The 12,371-nt window shown below is 73.1% G+C and carries 17 protein-coding genes; 10 read left to right on the top strand and 7 right to left on the bottom strand.

Going from position 1 to position 12,371, the window contains the following annotated elements; genetic code table 11:
* Positions 1 to 10: 10 nt before the first annotated feature.
* From AB0J87_RS12770 to AB0J87_RS12755, 4 genes are read right to left on the bottom strand one after another with little or no spacing between them, the layout of a single operon-like run.
* A complete protein-coding gene (locus AB0J87_RS12770) occupies positions 11 to 292 on the bottom strand; it encodes a metal-sensitive transcriptional regulator (RefSeq protein WP_355195314.1) in 282 nt (93 codons plus the stop codon).
* Positions 293 to 339: 47 nt separating this feature from the next.
* Positions 340 to 2,622: a xanthine dehydrogenase family protein molybdopterin-binding subunit gene (locus tag AB0J87_RS12765; protein ID WP_363964775.1), complete on the bottom strand. Its 2,283-nt coding sequence runs from the start codon at positions 2,620 to 2,622 to the stop codon at positions 340 to 342.
* Positions 2,619 to 3,581 (bottom strand): xanthine dehydrogenase family protein subunit M, encoded by a 963-nt coding sequence (locus AB0J87_RS12760; protein WP_363964773.1) that lies wholly within the window; start codon positions 3,579 to 3,581, stop codon positions 2,619 to 2,621. Before AB0J87_RS12760 ends, AB0J87_RS12765 begins: the two co-directional genes overlap by 4 nt.
* Positions 3,578 to 4,063 carry a 2Fe-2S iron-sulfur cluster-binding protein gene (locus tag AB0J87_RS12755; RefSeq protein WP_363964771.1) on the bottom strand — a complete coding sequence of 162 codons (486 nt, stop codon included), beginning with the start codon at positions 4,061 to 4,063 and terminating at the stop codon, positions 3,578 to 3,580. The genes AB0J87_RS12760 and AB0J87_RS12755 overlap by 4 nt, the downstream gene beginning before the upstream one ends.
* A gap of 109 nt (positions 4,064 to 4,172) precedes the next feature.
* Here AB0J87_RS12755 and AB0J87_RS12750 point away from each other — a divergent pair, with 109 nt between their 5' ends.
* From AB0J87_RS12750 to AB0J87_RS12725, 6 genes are all read left to right on the top strand, one after another.
* Complete coding sequence (locus tag AB0J87_RS12750; RefSeq protein ID WP_350735128.1) at positions 4,173 to 4,547, top strand: BlaI/MecI/CopY family transcriptional regulator; 375 nt, start codon at positions 4,173 to 4,175, stop codon at positions 4,545 to 4,547.
* Positions 4,544 to 5,491: a M56 family metallopeptidase gene (locus AB0J87_RS12745; RefSeq protein ID WP_355195306.1), complete on the top strand. Its 948-nt coding sequence runs from the start codon at positions 4,544 to 4,546 to the stop codon at positions 5,489 to 5,491. Before AB0J87_RS12750 ends, AB0J87_RS12745 begins: the two co-directional genes overlap by 4 nt.
* Positions 5,492 to 5,538: 47 nt before the next feature.
* The gene (locus AB0J87_RS12740; RefSeq protein ID WP_363964769.1) at positions 5,539 to 6,021 is read left to right on the top strand and encodes a hypothetical protein; all 483 of its coding nucleotides are present in this window, start codon (positions 5,539 to 5,541) and stop codon (positions 6,019 to 6,021) included.
* A gap of 61 nt (positions 6,022 to 6,082) precedes the next feature.
* Positions 6,083 to 6,760, top strand: a complete 678-nt coding sequence (locus AB0J87_RS12735) for a 3'-5' exonuclease (protein WP_363964767.1) — start codon at positions 6,083 to 6,085, stop codon at positions 6,758 to 6,760.
* 60 nt (positions 6,761 to 6,820) lie between these two features.
* On the top strand, positions 6,821 to 7,327 hold the full coding sequence (locus AB0J87_RS12730) for an EXLDI protein (protein WP_363964765.1): 507 nt from the start codon (positions 6,821 to 6,823) through the stop codon (positions 7,325 to 7,327).
* 35 nt (positions 7,328 to 7,362) lie between these two features.
* Positions 7,363 to 7,899: a DUF1707 domain-containing protein gene (locus AB0J87_RS12725; protein ID WP_363964763.1), complete on the top strand. Its 537-nt coding sequence runs from the start codon at positions 7,363 to 7,365 to the stop codon at positions 7,897 to 7,899.
* Between the two features lie 4 nt (positions 7,900 to 7,903).
* On the opposite strand, the gene AB0J87_RS12720 is transcribed toward AB0J87_RS12725, so the two are convergent.
* The gene (locus AB0J87_RS12720) at positions 7,904 to 8,659 is read right to left on the bottom strand and encodes a ZIP family zinc transporter (RefSeq protein ID WP_363964761.1); all 756 of its coding nucleotides are present in this window, start codon (positions 8,657 to 8,659) and stop codon (positions 7,904 to 7,906) included.
* Here AB0J87_RS12720 and AB0J87_RS12715 point away from each other — a divergent pair.
* From AB0J87_RS12715 to AB0J87_RS12700, 4 genes are all read left to right on the top strand, one after another.
* The gene (locus AB0J87_RS12715; protein WP_363965062.1) at positions 8,650 to 9,222 is read left to right on the top strand and encodes a hypothetical protein; all 573 of its coding nucleotides are present in this window, start codon (positions 8,650 to 8,652) and stop codon (positions 9,220 to 9,222) included. The two genes, AB0J87_RS12720 and AB0J87_RS12715, sit on opposite strands and share 10 nt — an antisense overlap.
* Entirely contained in the window at positions 9,179 to 9,928 is a 750-nt protein-coding gene (locus AB0J87_RS12710; RefSeq protein ID WP_363964759.1) for a cyclase family protein, read from the top strand. The genes AB0J87_RS12715 and AB0J87_RS12710 overlap by 44 nt, the downstream gene beginning before the upstream one ends.
* 42 nt (positions 9,929 to 9,970) lie before the next feature.
* Entirely contained in the window at positions 9,971 to 10,138 is a 168-nt protein-coding gene (locus AB0J87_RS12705) for a hypothetical protein (protein ID WP_363964757.1), read from the top strand.
* Between the two features lie 78 nt (positions 10,139 to 10,216).
* Positions 10,217 to 10,486 (top strand): hypothetical protein, encoded by a 270-nt coding sequence (locus AB0J87_RS12700; RefSeq protein WP_363964755.1) that lies wholly within the window; start codon positions 10,217 to 10,219, stop codon positions 10,484 to 10,486.
* Here the strand turns inward: AB0J87_RS12700 and AB0J87_RS12695 are convergent.
* Positions 10,476 to 11,582 carry a Gfo/Idh/MocA family oxidoreductase gene (locus AB0J87_RS12695; RefSeq protein ID WP_363964753.1) on the bottom strand — a complete coding sequence of 369 codons (1,107 nt, stop codon included), beginning with the start codon at positions 11,580 to 11,582 and terminating at the stop codon, positions 10,476 to 10,478. The two genes, AB0J87_RS12700 and AB0J87_RS12695, sit on opposite strands and share 11 nt — an antisense overlap.
* On the bottom strand, positions 11,579 to 12,358 hold the full coding sequence (locus tag AB0J87_RS12690; protein WP_363964751.1) for a ThuA domain-containing protein: 780 nt from the start codon (positions 12,356 to 12,358) through the stop codon (positions 11,579 to 11,581). The genes AB0J87_RS12695 and AB0J87_RS12690 overlap by 4 nt, the downstream gene beginning before the upstream one ends.
* Positions 12,359 to 12,371 lie beyond the last annotated feature (13 nt).

The following is a 12,371-nucleotide window of genomic DNA, read 5'->3' as shown; positions in this document are numbered from 1 at the left end:
GTGATGTCCGTCAGGAACGAACGAGCCGCGCGATGGCGTCGGAAGCCTCTTTGACCTTCGCCTGAGCCTCCGGCCCGCCCTGGGCGGCGGCCTCGGCGACACAGTGCGCCAGATGATCCTCCAGCAGGGAGATCGCGACCGACTGCAGAGCACTGGTGGCCGCCGACACCTGCGTCAGCACGTCGATGCAGTACTTGTCGTCCTCGACCATCCGCTGCAACCCCCGCACCTGACCCTCGATCCGGCGCAGCCGCCGCAGCTGGTCCTGCTTGCTGCCGCTGTATCCGACCATGTCTCCCCCTTCCGACTCCTCGAACGTACCATACCCCCCTACCGTATTCAAAACATGAGCTTGTCCGGGGTGATGGGCAGGGATCGGACGCGTTTGCCGGTCGCGTGGTGGACGGCGTTGGCGACGGCGGCCGCCACGCCCACGATGCCGAGCTCGCCGATGCCCTTGGCGCCCAGCGGGGTCTGCGGGTCCGGCCGGTCGACGAAGCGGATGTCGATGTCGGGCACGTCGGCGTGCGTGGGCACGTGATAGTCGGCCAGGCTGTGGTTGACGATCAGGCCCGTGCGCTCGTCGAGCAGCGCCTCCTCGGTCAGCGCCATGCCGATGCCCATGATGATCCCGCCGCGCATCTGGCCGGCGGCCTGCTTGGGGTTGACGATCCGGCCGCCGTCGAACGCCCCGGCCCAGCGCGTGACGCGCGTCTCGCCGGTGTCCTCGTCCACCCGCACCTCGCAGAAGTGCGCGCCGTAGGAGTAGGTGCCGCGCTTGATCGTCTGGTACGGCAGCGCCGACCTGCCCTCCACCTCCACCCCGTCCACCCCGGCCCTGGCCAGGATGCGCTCATAGGTCTCTCCACCCCGGGGACCGAACAGGCCGCCGTCGCGGGTCTCCGCCTCGCCGGGCGACAGTCCGGCCAGCGGCGAACCGGTGCCGCGCGCCAGTTTCAGCAGCTCGCGGACGAGGTTGTCGCGGGCCGACCAGATGGCCGAGGCGAGCGTCGTGGTGGCGGCCGAGGCGCCGGGGATGCGGGTCCTGGCCACGTCGGAGTCGCCCTGTTCGAAGCGGACCCGGTCGAGGGGCAGGCCGAGCCGGTCGGCGGTGGCCTGGCTCTGCGCGGTCGAGGTGCCGGCGCCCAGTTCGTTGGTGCTGCTGCGGACGGTGACCGTGCCGTCGGCGGACAGGCGGAGCCTGACCCCGGCGATGAGCACGGCGTCGGGATTGATCGCGGCGGCCATGCCGTACCCGATGAGCCAGCGGCCGTCGCGGGTCGCACGGGGCACGGGCGGACGCCGGGACCAGCCGAACGCGTCCGCGCCGAGCAGGTACGCCTCGCGCAGGTGGCGGCTGGTGAACCGGTTGCCCGCGGCCGGGTCGCGGTCCGGCTCGTTGCGCAGGCGCAGTTCGAGCGGGTCCAGGCCGAGCCGCCAGGCCAGTTCGTCCATGGCCGACTCCAGGGCGAAGGAGCCCGGCGCGACGCCGGGGCCGCGGAAGAAGGCGTTCTGGATGCGATCCAGGCGTACCACCTGCTGGGCGCTGTGCAGGTTGGGGCAGGCGTACAGATGCCGGGAGGCGATGACCGCGGCCTCGGCGAACTCGTCGGCGCTGCACGACGACACGGCGTGGTGCTCCAGCGCGGTGAGCCGCCCGGAGGCGTCGGCGCCGAGCGAGACGCGGCTGCGGGTCGGGGCCCGGCCGCCGGTCATGGCGAACAGGTCGGCGCGCGACAGGACGAGCTTGACCGGCCGGCCGGAGAGCCTGGCGGCGGCCACGGCGAGCCAGACGTGCGGCCAGGCGACGGCCTTGCCGCCGAAGCCGCCGCCGATGAACGGCGCGAGCACGCGGACGTTCTCCTCGGCCAGCGAGAACTTCCTGGCCAGCATCTCCTTGACCCCGTAGGGGTATTGCGAGGTGTCGTGGACGGTGAGCCGGTCACCCTCCCAGTGGGCCACGGTGGCGTGCGGCTCCATCGCGTTGTGGTATTCGAGCGGCGTGGCGTACTCGGCCTCGACGGTGACCGCCGCCGGGGCGGTGCGGGGGTCGCCGATCCTGGTCACCGGCTCTTCCAGTACGGCGTGCGCGGGCGTGAAGGGCCGCTGCCCGGCCATCGACAGGGCGGCGGGCCACCGCTGGTAGTCGGCGTGGATCAAGGAGGCCGCGTACCTGGCCTGCTCCGGAGACTCGGCGACGACCACCGCGATGGGCTGGCCGTACCAGAAGATCTCGTCGGTGTTGAGCACGGGCAGGCTCATCGCGGCGGCGCCCAGCGGGCCGCGGAGGGTGGCGTAGGCGGCGGTGCGCTTCATCGCGGGCGCGTTGTGGTGGGTCATCACGAGCAGCACGCCGGGCGCTGGAGGCACGTGGATGGCGGTGACGCGGCCCCTGGCGACGGTGCTGCCCACCACCACCGCGTGGACGAGGCCGGGGAGCCGGTGCTCGGCCGTGTAGCGGACGGCGCCCGCGGCCTTGGCGGGGCCGTCCAGCCGGTCGGCGGGGCGGCCCAGTTCGGCGCGCTGGTGGGCCAGGGGGTCGGGCCTGCCGTCCGGGAGGAGCCTGGCCAGTCCGGCCATCACCTTGCCGGCGAGGGTGAAGCCGCGCGATGCGAGGGTCATGAGTGGGCTCCCTTCAGGGCTCGGCGGATCAGCCGCCTGGCCAGCTCGGGCTTGAACGCGTTATGCTCGCGCGGCCGCGCGTCCGCCAGGGCCCGCTCGGCGGCCTGGTCGATGAGGTGATCGTCGAGCGAGGTGCCGGTGAGGAGCCGTTCGGCCTCGTACGCGCGCCACGGCTTGGGCGCGACCCCGCCCAGCGCGATGCGCACCCGGCTCGCCCGCCCGTCCTCCAGGTGGGTGAACACGGCCACGCTCACCAGCGCGAAGGCGTAACTGGCCCGATCGCGGACCTTCAGGTAGACCGAGTGGCCGGGAGGGACGGGTGGCAGGTCGATCGACGTGACCAGCTCGCCCGGCCGGAGCACCGTCTCCACGTGCGGGGTGTCCCCGGGGAGGTGGTGGAAGTCCACCAGCGGCACGGGGTCGCGGCCGGCGATGTTGACCACGGCGTCGAGGGCGGCCAGGGCCACGCACATGTCCGACGGGTGCACGGCGATGCAGCTCTCCCCCGCGCCGAGGACGGCGTGCATGCGGTTGAACCCGTCGAGGGCGTCGCAGCCGGCGCCCGGCTCGCGCTTGCCGCAGGCCGAGTGGCGGTCGTAGAAGTAGCCGCAGCGGGTCCGCTGCAGGAGGTTGCCGCCCACCGTCGCCCGGTTGCGCAGCTGGGGCGAGGCGCCGTTCACGATGGCCTGGGACAGCAGCGGGTAGCGGTCGCGGACCCGGTGGTCGGCGGCCACGCGCGTGTTGCGGGCCAGGGCGCCGATCCGCAGCCCGCCGCCGGGCAGGTCCTCGATCCCGGCCAGCGGCAGCCGGCCGATGTCCACCAGCCGTTCCGGCGTCTCGATGCCCTCGCGCATCAGGTCGACGAGGTTGGTGCCGCCCGCCAGGTATGTCGCCCCCTCGGCGGCGAGGGCGCGGGCCGCGGCCGGGTCGGTGGCGGTGACGTAGGAGAACGGGTTCATCGGGCGACCTCTCTCACGGCCGCGAGGATCCCGTTGTACGCGCCGCACCGGCACAGGTTCCCGGCCAGCCGCTCCCTGATCTCGGCGTCCGTCAGGCTCGCCGCCCCGACGGCGCTCGGCACCCCCGCGTCATGCTCGGCGAGCATGGCCACCGCCGAGCAGATCTGCCCCGGCGTGCAGTAGCCGCACTGCAGGCCGTCGTGACGTACGAACGCCTCCCGCAGCGCTCGTCCCGGCTCGCCGAGCCCTTCGATGGTCGTGATCTCCGCGTCCTGGCACTGGGCGGCGAGCACGAGGCAGGAGTTGACCCGCTCGCCGTCCACCAGCACCGTGCAGGCGCCGCAGGCGCCCTGGTCGCATCCCTTCTTCGTCCCGGTCAGGGCGAGGTGTTCGCGCAGACAGTCGAGCAGGCTGACGCGGGTGTCGAGCTCCAGCTCGTGCCGGCGGCCGTTCACCGACAACAGCAGCTGTATGGATGGCATCCGAAAACCCCTCTAACTCGTACATTCATGTACGGCTTACTGGGCCGACTATACCCCTCCTCCGTATGAGCGCTGTTCCGGAACTACGACCGCGGATAGCATTCGCGTCATGACGCGCGGCCTAGGAGAGCTCGAATCCACCATCATGGAGCGGATGTGGGCCCGGCGGCAGCCTGCCTCCGTCCGGGACGTGCTGGAAGAACTGCGGCAGGAGCGCACCATCGCCTACACGACGGTCATGACCGTGATGGACAAGCTGCACACCAAGGGCCTGCTCAAGCGCGAGCCCGTCCGCCGCGCCTACATCTACGAGCCGGTCGCCTCCAAGGAGGCCTACACGGCCGACCTGATGCGGGCCGCGCTGGCCGGCAGCGGCAACCAGGCCGCCACGCTGGTGCACTTCCTCGAACGGCTCACCCCCGAGGAGGCGACCGCCCTGGAGGCGGCCCTGCAGGTGTTCCCGCCCAAGGGCGGGCAGGCGTGATCGCAGCCGCCGTCCTGGCGCTCTACACGGTGGTCGCCGCGATCTGGCTGCCGCGGCTGATGCGGACCGCGCGCTGGGCCGACCGGGCGCCCCGGCTGGCGATCGCGATGTGGCAGGCGGCCGGCGCGTCCGTGGTCGCCTCCGCCGTCCTGGCCGCGTTCGCCTTCGCCGTGCCCGCCGACGTCGTGGGGCACGGGCTGGCCGGGCTGTTCGAGATCTGCGCGGCGATGTTGTCGGACGGCGACGGCCTGACCGTGGCCGGCGCCGGCGCGCTCCTGGCCGCGGGCGCGGTGCTGGCGCGGCTGCTCTCGTGCGGCGCGGCCGTCCTGGTCAGGACGAGCATGGAACGACGTGCGCACGCGGCCATGCTCGGCCTGCTCGGCCGGCGCGACCGCGACCTCGACGCGATCGTGCTCGACCACGACGAGCGGCTGGCCTACTGCCTGCCCGGCAGGCGCGCCCAGACCGTCATCACCACCGGGGCCCTGCGCAGCCTCACCCCCGAGCAGGTCGCCGCCGTCCTGGCGCACGAGCGCGCCCACCTGCGCGGCAGGCATCACCTGGCGCTCGCCGCGGCGCACACTCTGGCCAGGGCGTTTCCGAAGGTGCCCGTGTTCGGGGCGGCCGAGGCGGAGATCGTCCGGCTGATCGAGCTGCTGGCGGACGATGTCGCGGCGCGGCGCCATCCCCGGGTGCAGATCGCCGCCGCGCTCGTCGGCCTGGCCACCGGGCGGGCACCCGCGTTCGCGCTCGGCGCCGGCGGCGACACCGCGCTCCTGCGCGTACGCCGCATGCTCAACCCCGCCTCCCCGCTCAGGCGCGTGGAGCGCCTGGCCGGGGTGGCGAGCGTGGCCCTGCTGCTGAGCGGGCCGGCGGCGGTGGCGCTGGTGCCCGGCTTCGCCTCGTTCGTGGCCCACCACTGCCATTCCCTCCTCACCTTCTGAGCCCGCGGCCCGGGAACCGTCCGGCCCTTTTCCGGTGTATGCCGGGCATGAGATTGCCGGTCGTCCTCACCCTCGCCGCCGTCCTGTCCTGCCCGGCCTGCTCCTCCGGAGCGGGCCCCGGCGACTGCCCGGTGACGCTGCCCAGCCCCGCCCCGACCTCCTCGAACGGCACGCCCGGGCCGTTCTTCGGCAGGGAGAGCTCCCACGGCGCCGGGAGCCTGTGGGTGGGCGGGCTGGAGCCGGACGGCGTCATCGAGGCCGGCGCCGATTTCGTCCGGCCGGACGGCTCGATCTCCATGAAGTACGGCTGGTGGCGGGGGGTTGCGGGCAAGCTGGCGATCAGCGGGCGGCGGCTGGACGGACCGGCCGCGCCGCTGCGCAGCGACGTGCCCGACGGCTACGGCGCCACGGGTTTCCAGGCCACGGGCGTGTACTTCCCCGTCGAAGGCTGCTGGGAGGTCACCGGCCGGGTGGGCTCGGCCCGCCTCACCTTCGTCACCCTCGTCACTCGCGCCGGCGCGACCTCCTAGGCGCGGTAGTCGACCTTCCACATCGCGGGTGTGCGGACGGGCGACGGGGTACCGTCACCGCGTGGACGCGCCCGCAGCACGGATCGCCTTGTACGACGACGCCGTTTTCACCCGCCACACTCTGGTCGTCATCGACTTCGAAGGGCTGACGCCGCAGGGGCGTCCCCTGGTGCCGGTCGAGGTGGGGGTGTGCGCCGTCAAGGCGAGCGGCGGCGACCTGGCCGAGGTGTGGCGGTTCGAGTCGCTGATGGCCCCGCCGGCGGGCGTGGCCGTCACCCCGTGGGACGTGCGGCAGACCGGCATCACCGAGGCCATGCTCGCCACCGCCCCACCGGCCGAGCAGGTCATGGCCGCTCTCGACGACCGCCTGACGGCGCCGCCGTACCGGCTCGTCGCCCATCACGCCGCGACCGAGGCGGCCCTGATCGCCGGGCTGCGGTCGTGGTGCCCGCGGCTGGCCGCCGTCCCGCTGCTCGACACCGTACGGCTGGCCCGCCACCTGTATCCGCGGCTGCCCTCCCACAGCCTGGACACCCTGCTCGCGCACCTGGGCATCCCCCGCCCGGCCGGTCGCCACCGGGCCCTGCCGGACGCCGAGGTGACGGCGCGGCTGCTGCGGCGCCTGCTGGCCGAGGGGGGCCGCACGCGCTGGCGGTCCCTGTACGACCTCGACGCCATCGGCGGCCTCGCGCCCAAACGGCCGCCGCACCGGCCGAGCGAGCAGCCGGGCCTGTTCTGACCCTGTTGCCATCGCCCTCTCTTATACGTAGGCTTATACGTATACACGAGGAGGGCGGCCATGGTGCGCGGCACGACGATCGAGATCCCGGACGAGGACCTTCCGCTGCTGGAGCGGGCGCAGGGCCTGGCGGGCGGCACGCCGGCGGCGGCGATCAGCGAGGCGCTGCGGCGCTACGTCGAGGCGGAGGAGGGCCGCCGGCAGGGATACGACGAGATCGTCATCCAGGTCGCCGGGGACGAGCGGCGCTTCTCCGGGGTGCTGCTCGGCGAGTGGGGCCGCACCGGCCGCAGCGGGCGGGTGGAGACGTTCCGGGTGTACCGCTCGGGCAAGGGCACGTTCGTCCTGCACGTCGATCGCTCGCCCGGCTGGGTGAGCGGCTCGGAGTCCGACGACTGGCTCGGCTACCTCGGCCTGGGCGAGACGAGCTGGGGCTTCGTGCCAGGCGATGCCGTCGTGGAGGTCGTCGGCACGATCGAGGAGCTGCGCGGCAGGATCCCCGCCGAGTTCTACGACCGGATCGCCGGGATCGCCGAACGCCCCGTCGTCGAGGACCTCGACCTCTGACCGGCGAGCCGCCACGACCGAACAGGAAGGCAACCATGGAACTCCGGACGCGAGTCTCCGACGGCGACCGCGACATGGTCGTCCAACGACTTCAGCAGGCCTTCGCCGACGGCCGGCTCGGCTCCGCCGAGATGGAGGAGCGGCTCGAACGGGCGCTCACCGCCGCCTCCCACGGCGACCTGGAGGCGGTCACCGCCGACCTGCCGGAGCTCCCGGACGAGACGGTGGAGCTGAGCTCCACCGGCGGCCGCATCAGGCGGGCGGGCGACTGGCAGGTCCCGCGCCGGTTGCGGATCGAGTCCGAGTACGGCCAGGTACGGCTGGATCTGTCCCGGGCCGTCATCGCGCATGCCGAGATCGAGATCGGCCTCCGGCTCGACTACGGATCCGCCACGATCGTCCTGCCGCGCGGCGCGACCGCGAACACCGACGGGGTGCGCACCGACTGGGGCCGCGTGACCTGCGAGGCGCCGGGCCGTCCGCGTCCCGGCGCTCCGCACGTCCTGGTCACCGGGACGCTCCCCTACGGCCGGCTGCGGATCCGCGTCTCCCGGCGGTGGCTCAGCCGGTGAGGGCTCACTCGGCCAGGCGCTCGATGGCGAAGGCCGCCAGGAATCCGATCGTGGTGATGAGCCCCGTGAGGGTGTGCGCGCGCTCGAAGGCTTCGGGGATCATCGTGTCGGCCACCATGGCGAGGATCGCGCCCGCCGCCACCCCCATGATCACCGCGGTGAACGCGGGCGAGGCAGACTGCATGGTCAGGTTGCCGAGCAGCGCCGCCAGGCCGCTGGCCAGCGCGATCCCACCCCAGATGCCGAACACGTAGCCGGGGCCGCGGCCCGCGCGCTTCATCCCGGCGGCGCTGGAGAGCCCTTCTGGGACGTTCGAGATGAACACCGCGGCGAGCACCGCGAGCCCGATCTTCCCCCCGCCCACCAGGGACAGGCCGAGCACCACGGACTCGGGGACACCGTCGAGCAGCGCGCCGATGGCGATCGCCGCGCCGCTCCCCTGGACGTCGGCCTCGCTCGGCTGCTGATCGCCCGAACGCTTGCGGTGCCGCGCGCCGTACCGGGCCAGCAGCGCGTTGGCCGCCACGTAGGCGCAGGCTCCGGCGAGGAAGCCGGCGGCGGCCGGTAAGAGCCCGCCGGCGCGCTCGGCCTCGTCCATCAGCTCGAACGACAGCGCCGAGATCAGCACACCGGCCCCGAAGGCCATGATCATGGCGATCCAGCGCGCCGGGACCTTCACCGACCAGGCGACCGCGGCTCCCACGACCAGGGCCCCGCCGGCCACCGACCCCCACAGCCCAGCCTCCAGCCATTCCGGCATCACCGCACCTCCACCCGCAGGACTGTACGCGCCGCACGACCCCGTCCAGCCGGAGGGGGCTGCACGACGCGCGGGCCGTACGGCGCACGAGCCGCCTGAACAAGCGCGGGATCCCCATGGTCGCGCTCGCGGTCAGCATGCTGGGCGGCATCGCCTCCCTGCTCACCAGGGTGATCGCGGCCCAGACCGTCTACCTGGCGCTGGTGTCGATCGCCGGCTTCGCCGTGGTCGGGGTGTGGATGTCCATCGCGGCCTCGCAGTTCTTCCACCGGCGCGTGTTCCTCAGGGCCGGCGGAGATGTGCGGACCCTGGCCTACCGCACGCCCTTCTACCCCGTCGTGCCGGTCCTGGCGTTCGGGTTGTGCGCGGTCTCCCTGGTCGGCGTGGCCCTGGACCCGGCCCAGGTCGCCGCCTTGTACTTCGGCGTCCCGTTCGTGGCGATCTGCTACTTGTATTACCACCTGCGCCACGGACGCCGTAGGCGTCCCGCCCTTGTCCAGACGAAGGAGAACCAAGCTCATGGAACCCCCTCTGTGGTCGGCCTACCGCGAGCTCACCGCTAAGACGACCTGCGTGGACCTCACCCACGCCTTCCGCCCGGGGCAGCCGCACTTCGCCGCGTTCCCGGACGAGCGGCGCGAGAAGGTCTTCGACATGGATCGCGGGGACGGCTTCAACGTCCACCTGTACACGCTCGTCGGGCAGTGGGGCACGCACGTGGACCCGCCCGTGCACTTCGTGGCCGGCGCGCGGACCGTCGACGAGATCCCGGTGGAGGAGATGATCCTGCCGCTGGTGGTGCTCGACATCACCCAGCGCGTGGCGGCCGATCCGGACGCCACCCCGACGATGGAGGACGTCACGGCATGGGAGCGGCGCAACGGGCGGATCCCCGCCGGGGCGTTCGTGGCGCTGCGGACCGGTTGGGGCCGGCGCTGGCCGGACCGGGACGCGATGGCCAACAAGGACGCTGCGGGGGTCAGCCACACCCCTGGCTGGTCGGCCGACGTGCTGCGCTACCTGTTCGAGCAGGCCGGCGTCACCGCGATCGGCCATGAGCAGACCGACACCGATCCCGGGTCGGCCACGTCCAACGGCGACTTCAGCCTGGAGCTGTACGTCCTGGCGCGGGACCGGTGGCAGATCGAGCTGATGGCCAACCTCGACCAGGTGCCCGAGACGGGCGCGCTGATCGTGGCGACCTGGCCCAAGCCCCAGGGCGGATCCGGCTTCCCGGCCCGCGTCTTCGCCCTGTGCCCGACCGGCTGAGAGCGGTGCTTCCGGTCGCGATCATCTCGCTGTAGTGCGGATGTGACAGCGAACCCGCCTCAGGCCTCCTCGCTGCGCACGGCCCTGCGGATCGTCAACGCGGTCCTGGAGCGGGAGACCTGCGGCCGGGCGGGGTTCAACGTCGCCCGGCTCGCCCACGAGGTCGGCATCGACCCCAGCAAGGCCTCCCGGATCACCCAGGAGCTGTGACACCGGGGCCTGCTCGAACGCCGCGAGGACGCCACGCGGAGTCGACGCCGGAGCAGTGGCCTGCCCGGGCTGATCGGGGTGGGCGGCCCGAAGGCCGCCCACTCCGCCGAGGAGCTGGTCGCGGCCAACGACCGCGACCGGCCGGACGGCATGGTCGCCGCCCACGGCGAGTTCGAGCACGGCGTCACCGAGTACGCCGCCCCCGTCCGCGACGGCGGCGGCCGGATCCGCGCCTCCGTCGCGCTCCTCGGCCGGCAGCCCGACCTGATGCCGCGCGCGGAGACGATCCGCGCGGGCCTCGCCGCCGCTGCCGCCGCGCTGGAGGAGCTCGTCGGCGTCAGCTCGTGACGGCCCGCTGTCTCGGCAGCGCCGCCGTCGCCGTTCCCCAGGACTCGAGCCGCGTACGGATCTCCTCGCGTACGGGGTGCGAGAGCGCGTCGTGGTAGGCGCGGTCCAGCAGCGCGTCGATCTCGACGCGCTCACCCGTCTCCGCGGAGCGGACCGCCGCCTCGACCATCGCGAGGCTGCGGACGTTGCCCGCGATCGCCCCCGGCGGCTCCACCCCCGCGCGCAGCGCCGCCACGAACTCCGCGAGCGCCCCGGCGATCTGCTCCCGGTCACCCCGCGGCACGTCCACGGCGCCGCCGGCGCTGGACGTGACGCGGTCCTCACCGTCCCAGGTGGCGGTGCCCTGGGCGCCGCTGGCCAGCCACTCCCCGTTCCAGGACGTCTCCGCCCCCTCCGCGCACCAGCTGCCGGTGAACACGTAGCGGGTGCCCTCCTCGAACAGGAAGGTCGCCGTCGCCGCCGCGTCGCCCCGGTACCAGCTCCAGGGCGGGTTCCAGCTCTCGCAGCCGACCGAGACCGGCTCCGCGCCGAGCAGGTGGCGGGCGGCGTCGAAGGCGTGGATGGCCATGTCGACCAGCAGCGGCTGCTCCATCTCGTCGCGAAAGCCGCCGAAGCGCGGGGCGCGGAAGAACCCGGTGGTGAGCAGCCCGATCGGGCCGAGCTCGGCGATCCGGCTCCGGTACGCCTCAAGGGCGGCGAAGTACCGGCGCGACTGGCTGATCATCAGCAGCCGCCCGGTCGCCTCGGCGGCGGCGGCCTGGACGAGCGCCTCGGCGAGGGTCGGCGCGGCCGGCTTCTCGCACAGCACCGGCAGCCCGGCGAACAGCGCCTCGACGTTCACCGCGGTGTGGGCCACCGGGATCGTGACGTTCACGACCGCATCCGGCCCGGTCGCGAGGAGCTCGCTGAGCGAGGCGCCGACCTCGGCGTCCACGCCGACGGCCCGTACGGCCTGCGCCGCCCGGTCCGTGTCGAGGTCGGCCACCCCGACCAGCTCGACGTCGCCGGACTCCGCCAGGATCCGCAGCCAGGCGACGCCCATCGCGCCCGCCCCGACCTGCACGATACGGAGCGGGCGCGCGCCCGAACGGTTCACTCGGAGTGCTCCTTGTTGTGCAGGGCGCCGCGGTAGCCGTGCCCGTTGAAGAAGTCGCCCGTCTCGTAGCGGAGCAGGATCGGCAGCTCGCGCCGCGACCGGTCGCCGGCCGCCCACTCGGCGCCGTTGGCGATGACGTGCAGCACGTCCGGGTGGTGGTAGACGGGGTAGTCCTGGTCGCCGGGGCTGAAGTAGAAGATCTTGCCGTTGCCGCGCCGGAAGGTGCAGCCGCTGCGGAAGACCTCGCCGCCGCTGAAGGAGCTGATGAAGATCAGCTCGTCGGGCGTGGGGATGTCGAACTGCTCGCCGTACATCTCCTGGGCGGGGATCTCGATGGGGTGCGGGATGCCGCGGGCGATGGGGTGGGCCGGGTTCACCGTCCAGACCAGCTCGCGGTCGTTCTCGCTGCGCCAGCGCAGCGTGCACGTGGTGCCCATGAGCTTGGTGAAGATCTTCGACCAGTGGCCGGAGTGCAGCACCACCAGCCCCATGCCCGACAGGACGTGCCGGTGCACCCGCTCCACCACCTCGTCGGCCACCTCCGCGTGGGCGGCGTGACCCCACCAGATGAGCACGTCGGTGTTCGCGAGCACCTCCTCGGTCAGGCCGTGCTCGGGGTCGTCCAGCGTGGCCGTGGCGACGGTCGCGCTGTCACCCAGCCAGCCCTCGATCCCCCGGCGGATGGCGTTGTGCATGCCGTCCGGGTAGATCTCGGCGACCCGGGGTTCGCGCTGCTCGTGGCGGTTCTCGCCCCATACGGTGACGTGGGTCTTCACACAGGTTCCTTTC

The organism is Nonomuraea sp. NPDC049625 (assembly GCF_040675285.1).
In the GTDB taxonomy this organism is placed as follows: domain Bacteria; phylum Actinomycetota; class Actinomycetes; order Streptosporangiales; family Streptosporangiaceae; genus Nonomuraea; species Nonomuraea angiospora_A.
Note: the sequence above shows the minus strand (reverse complement) of the source record. Positions and strands in the feature narration are given on the sequence as shown.

Excerpts from the sequence above, each read along its gene's own strand:
- AB0J87_RS12720 (WP_363964761.1), bottom strand. The coding sequence starts at position 8,659 with ATGCCGGAATGGCTGGAGGCTGGGCTGTGGGGGTCGGTGGCCGGCGGG.
- AB0J87_RS12770 (WP_355195314.1), bottom strand. The coding sequence starts at position 292 with ATGGTCGGATACAGCGGCAGCAAGCAGGACCAGCTGCGGCGGCTGCGC.
- AB0J87_RS12740 (WP_363964769.1), top strand. The coding sequence starts at position 5,539 with ATGAGATTGCCGGTCGTCCTCACCCTCGCCGCCGTCCTGTCCTGCCCG.
- AB0J87_RS12755 (WP_363964771.1), bottom strand. The coding sequence starts at position 4,063 with ATGCCATCCATACAGCTGCTGTTGTCGGTGAACGGCCGCCGGCACGAG.
- AB0J87_RS12710 (WP_363964759.1), top strand. The coding sequence starts at position 9,179 with ATGGAACCCCCTCTGTGGTCGGCCTACCGCGAGCTCACCGCTAAGACG.
- AB0J87_RS12760 (WP_363964773.1), bottom strand. The coding sequence starts at position 3,581 with ATGAACCCGTTCTCCTACGTCACCGCCACCGACCCGGCCGCGGCCCGC.
- AB0J87_RS12725 (WP_363964763.1), top strand. The coding sequence starts at position 7,363 with ATGGAACTCCGGACGCGAGTCTCCGACGGCGACCGCGACATGGTCGTC.
- AB0J87_RS12750 (WP_350735128.1), top strand. The coding sequence starts at position 4,173 with ATGACGCGCGGCCTAGGAGAGCTCGAATCCACCATCATGGAGCGGATG.
- AB0J87_RS12765 (WP_363964775.1), bottom strand. The coding sequence starts at position 2,622 with ATGACCCTCGCATCGCGCGGCTTCACCCTCGCCGGCAAGGTGATGGCC.
- AB0J87_RS12730 (WP_363964765.1), top strand. The coding sequence starts at position 6,821 with ATGGTGCGCGGCACGACGATCGAGATCCCGGACGAGGACCTTCCGCTG.